3 protein-coding genes are annotated in these 3145 nt (G+C 27.8%); all 3 read right to left on the bottom strand.

Features of this window, described 5'->3' with window-relative positions; translation table 11 throughout:
• The coding region (locus SOR77_RS04210; RefSeq protein ID WP_320635933.1) for an ATP-binding cassette domain-containing protein at window positions 1-264 on the bottom strand (264 nt) is incomplete at its 3' end.
• 1 nt (window position 265) lies between these two features.
• Complete coding sequence (locus SOR77_RS04205; RefSeq protein ID WP_320635932.1) at window positions 266-2374, bottom strand: DUF1430 domain-containing protein; 2109 nt, start codon at window positions 2372-2374, stop codon at window positions 266-268.
• A gap of 68 nt (window positions 2375-2442) precedes the next feature.
• Window positions 2443-2805 (bottom strand): hypothetical protein, encoded by a 363-nt coding sequence (locus tag SOR77_RS04200; RefSeq protein ID WP_320635931.1) that lies wholly within the window; start codon window positions 2803-2805, stop codon window positions 2443-2445.
• Window positions 2806-3145 lie beyond the last annotated feature (340 nt).

Here is a 3145-nt window from a genome sequence, read left to right as displayed (position 1 = left end):
AAATACATATCCCAGTCCATATCTTCTAATCCGCATAGCTTGTTTAGAATCAATATTGCCTATGGATTGACCTTTATAAATTATTTCTCCGCTATCACTATTTTCCAACAGACCTATAATATTTAACAACGTACTCTTCCCACTTCCACTCTTTCCAACCAAAGCAACCATTTCTCCAGTTGAAAATATATCACTAAAACCTTTTAATACACTGTTTTCCCCATAACTTTTGGATATATCTTTTAATTCTATGATTTTTTCCATATCATTCTCCTTTTAATACTTCTACAATCTTATATTTTTCATTTCGCCTTAAAACGAATATAAAAACTATAAAACTTATAGATAAAACTACTATGTTTATTGCTATTGCGGGTTTCAATGCATAAAAATATTTAATGCTATTTTCAAAATACTTAGCCATTGCTATTGATAATGCAAAAATTAATATTTCAGATGCAACAAAATTCATCATAATCTTTTTATGTATCTTGAAAAAGTCAAACCCTAAGAATTTTTTAATAGAAATTTTATTCTTATTATTTTGAAAATATACAGACGCATAAGTGTAGATTGACATTAGTAAAAATAATAAACTAAATATAAACACAGAAATAGCTATCTTCACATTTATTTCATAAAACCTAAGCCCATCTCCTAATTCAACCTTTAATGGAGTAATAGTGTAGTCAGTAGTACGCCTCATGCTATCGCTTTGAAAAAATTGTTCAATTTTCTGTTCAAGCACTTTATCATTTGGTATATTTAATTCCGGTAATGTCGGTATATAGGCATTACCGTTTACATTTTTATTATTTATTACAAGAAATACATCATTGCCATTTGATCTAGCAGCATTAGAGAAATTAAATAAATTTTTACTATCTTCTATATAGTATATATTTTCCCTATAATCAGGATTGTTTATATTTTCAGAATAGTAGTCTGTTTTATTCAATATATCTTCGTACAAAAACTTATCTCTCACGTGGTACATATGAGCCTTTTGTAAAATATCACTTTCATATTCCCTTAATTTTTTTGGCACAATAATATCCATAACCTTTGAGTCATCAGATAAATTTTGAAGCGATTTATTTTGGTCTTTTAAATTTGAAACCTCTATATATTTCTTGTTTATGTAAATATAATTAATTGGAACTTTTGCATCATCTTCGCCTATTTTACTAAACAAAATTGCCCCATTGTCATTTAAAATTTTCCAAAGTTCTCCCAATTTATATATTGTTTCATCTTTTACATCCTTAGAACTCCAAACACCCACTTTTGTATAATCCATATACTTTTTATAGTTATTCATCATACTCTTCTTAGATGCCAGCTCACTTGCATCCGGATAGAGCCATACCAAACTAATGACTACAATAAAAATCGACCCCATAACTGTCAATTGATTTAAAATATTGCCGTTTCGTCTTCCGGATTTTATTACCATTGCCATTTGTTTAGCTCTTAGTCTACTCAATTTAAATTTTAAATATAAGGCTACGTAAACTAAGTGTACAAATAAAAATATAATATAGTATTTTAATCCTTTAAAAAATATATAAAGATTTTCTACTCTTGATAAGTAACCTTTTAAATATATAAATAAAATTGAAATTATAATACTTATACCTATACTTAAAGCTAAAGGAAATCCTATATCTTTAAAAAAAGTCCTCTTTAATATAGTATTTTCATCATGCCCATTTAATTTTCTTATGGCAAATCCTCTCTCATTTGAATCAACCAAGTACATAGCCAATACACAAGAGATTACCAACATTCCCATAGATAATATCAAATACATTCCGCTTTCATAATTATCATTAAAGCCCTTCCCATGGTATTTATCGCTATTTTCTATAGAAACATTAAAAAATTCTTGATATTCCGTATTAACTTTTTCTAAATCGTTCAAAAACATATTTGAGCTTTCGCCATAGATATTATAGATTCCCTCAAGACTTATATTTTTTAATTCTTCAAGTGATTTAAAATTTATTTTATTATTATAGAACATGCTAAAGACCTTTTCTTTTGAATCACTTGGCATATTTGTAATAGTTTTAAAATTATCATCTGAAATTTTTAAAATATTTCTTTGAAATTCATTATTCGGCGAATAGATGTAATAATCAACACTACTATGTTCGTTTATCGGTTTTACTATTGTCAAATTGTATTTTTTAGACATATCCAACAATTTTTCCAAAACTTCTTTTGACCCTTTTTGTTGTTCTATTTTAACGCCATTTCTAAATGGGTTCTCCATAACTCTTTTAAATTCATCTATGCTTGTCTTCTTTACACACAACACTATTAAAACAAAAGAAAACAGCAACATAAAGATATTATATACTTTTTTCATTTTATCTCCTTCCTTAAATAAGCGGTGGCTATCAAACTACTTCAAATTAACAATAAAACGTTTTTACTTTAATCTAATTCTCCATAAGCACTTACGTATCTACCAGTTCGAGCTTCTTTATATGAATAATTTTGTGGTCCAGCTAACTCATAAGCTCCATAGTGATAACTATTGTCTACTACTAACACAACTCTATGTGTTCGTTGAGGATGAGTATATTTAGCCCATGCATGTCTCAATCCCCATCCATATTCGCCCCAGCCACCTTTATCTTGAAAATTAGTAGCTGCTCTTAACATTGTAGCTTCAACTCTTGTATCAGTATCATTATCAACAACTTTTTCACTATTGCTAATATCACTTGCAAATACAGAAGTAGATAATAGCATAACAGACATCAACCCTATAGACAAAATTTTTATTTTTTTCATAAGTATCTCCTTAACTAAAGTTTACTGCTTTAAACCTTAGAATTATAAAATCTATAATAGCCACCGCTTGATTTTAGTATATATTTACCTCCCCACATGTCAATAATCATTTTCATTAACTTTGTAAAAAGATTTATTTATATAAGTTTAACACTTAAAATCAAAATAAGAAAGAGATAAGAATTTCACCTTATCTCTTTGCTATTTTGATATTCTTTTTAATTATTGGTACACTTTCTTTATTTTCTAAATTCTTCTTTGCCTGTGCCAACATAAGTTTTATTCTGTTGAACTGATTTACTTCAGAAGCGGAAGCGTCACAATCTATTGGAACTATATT

Origin of the sequence: Peptoniphilus sp., assembly GCF_034090345.1 — a bacterium.
In the GTDB taxonomy this organism is placed as follows: Bacteria; Bacillota; Clostridia; order Tissierellales; family Peptoniphilaceae; genus Peptoniphilus.
Note: the sequence above shows the minus strand (reverse complement) of the source record. Positions and strands in the feature narration are given on the sequence as shown.

What these genes read in the sequence shown, in the direction of transcription:
- SOR77_RS04205 (WP_320635932.1), bottom strand. Translation starts at nt 2,374, where the DNA reads ATGAAAAAAGTATATAATATCTTTATGTTGCTGTTTTCTTTTGTTTTA.
- SOR77_RS04200 (WP_320635931.1), bottom strand. Translation starts at nt 2,805, where the DNA reads ATGAAAAAAATAAAAATTTTGTCTATAGGGTTGATGTCTGTTATGCTA.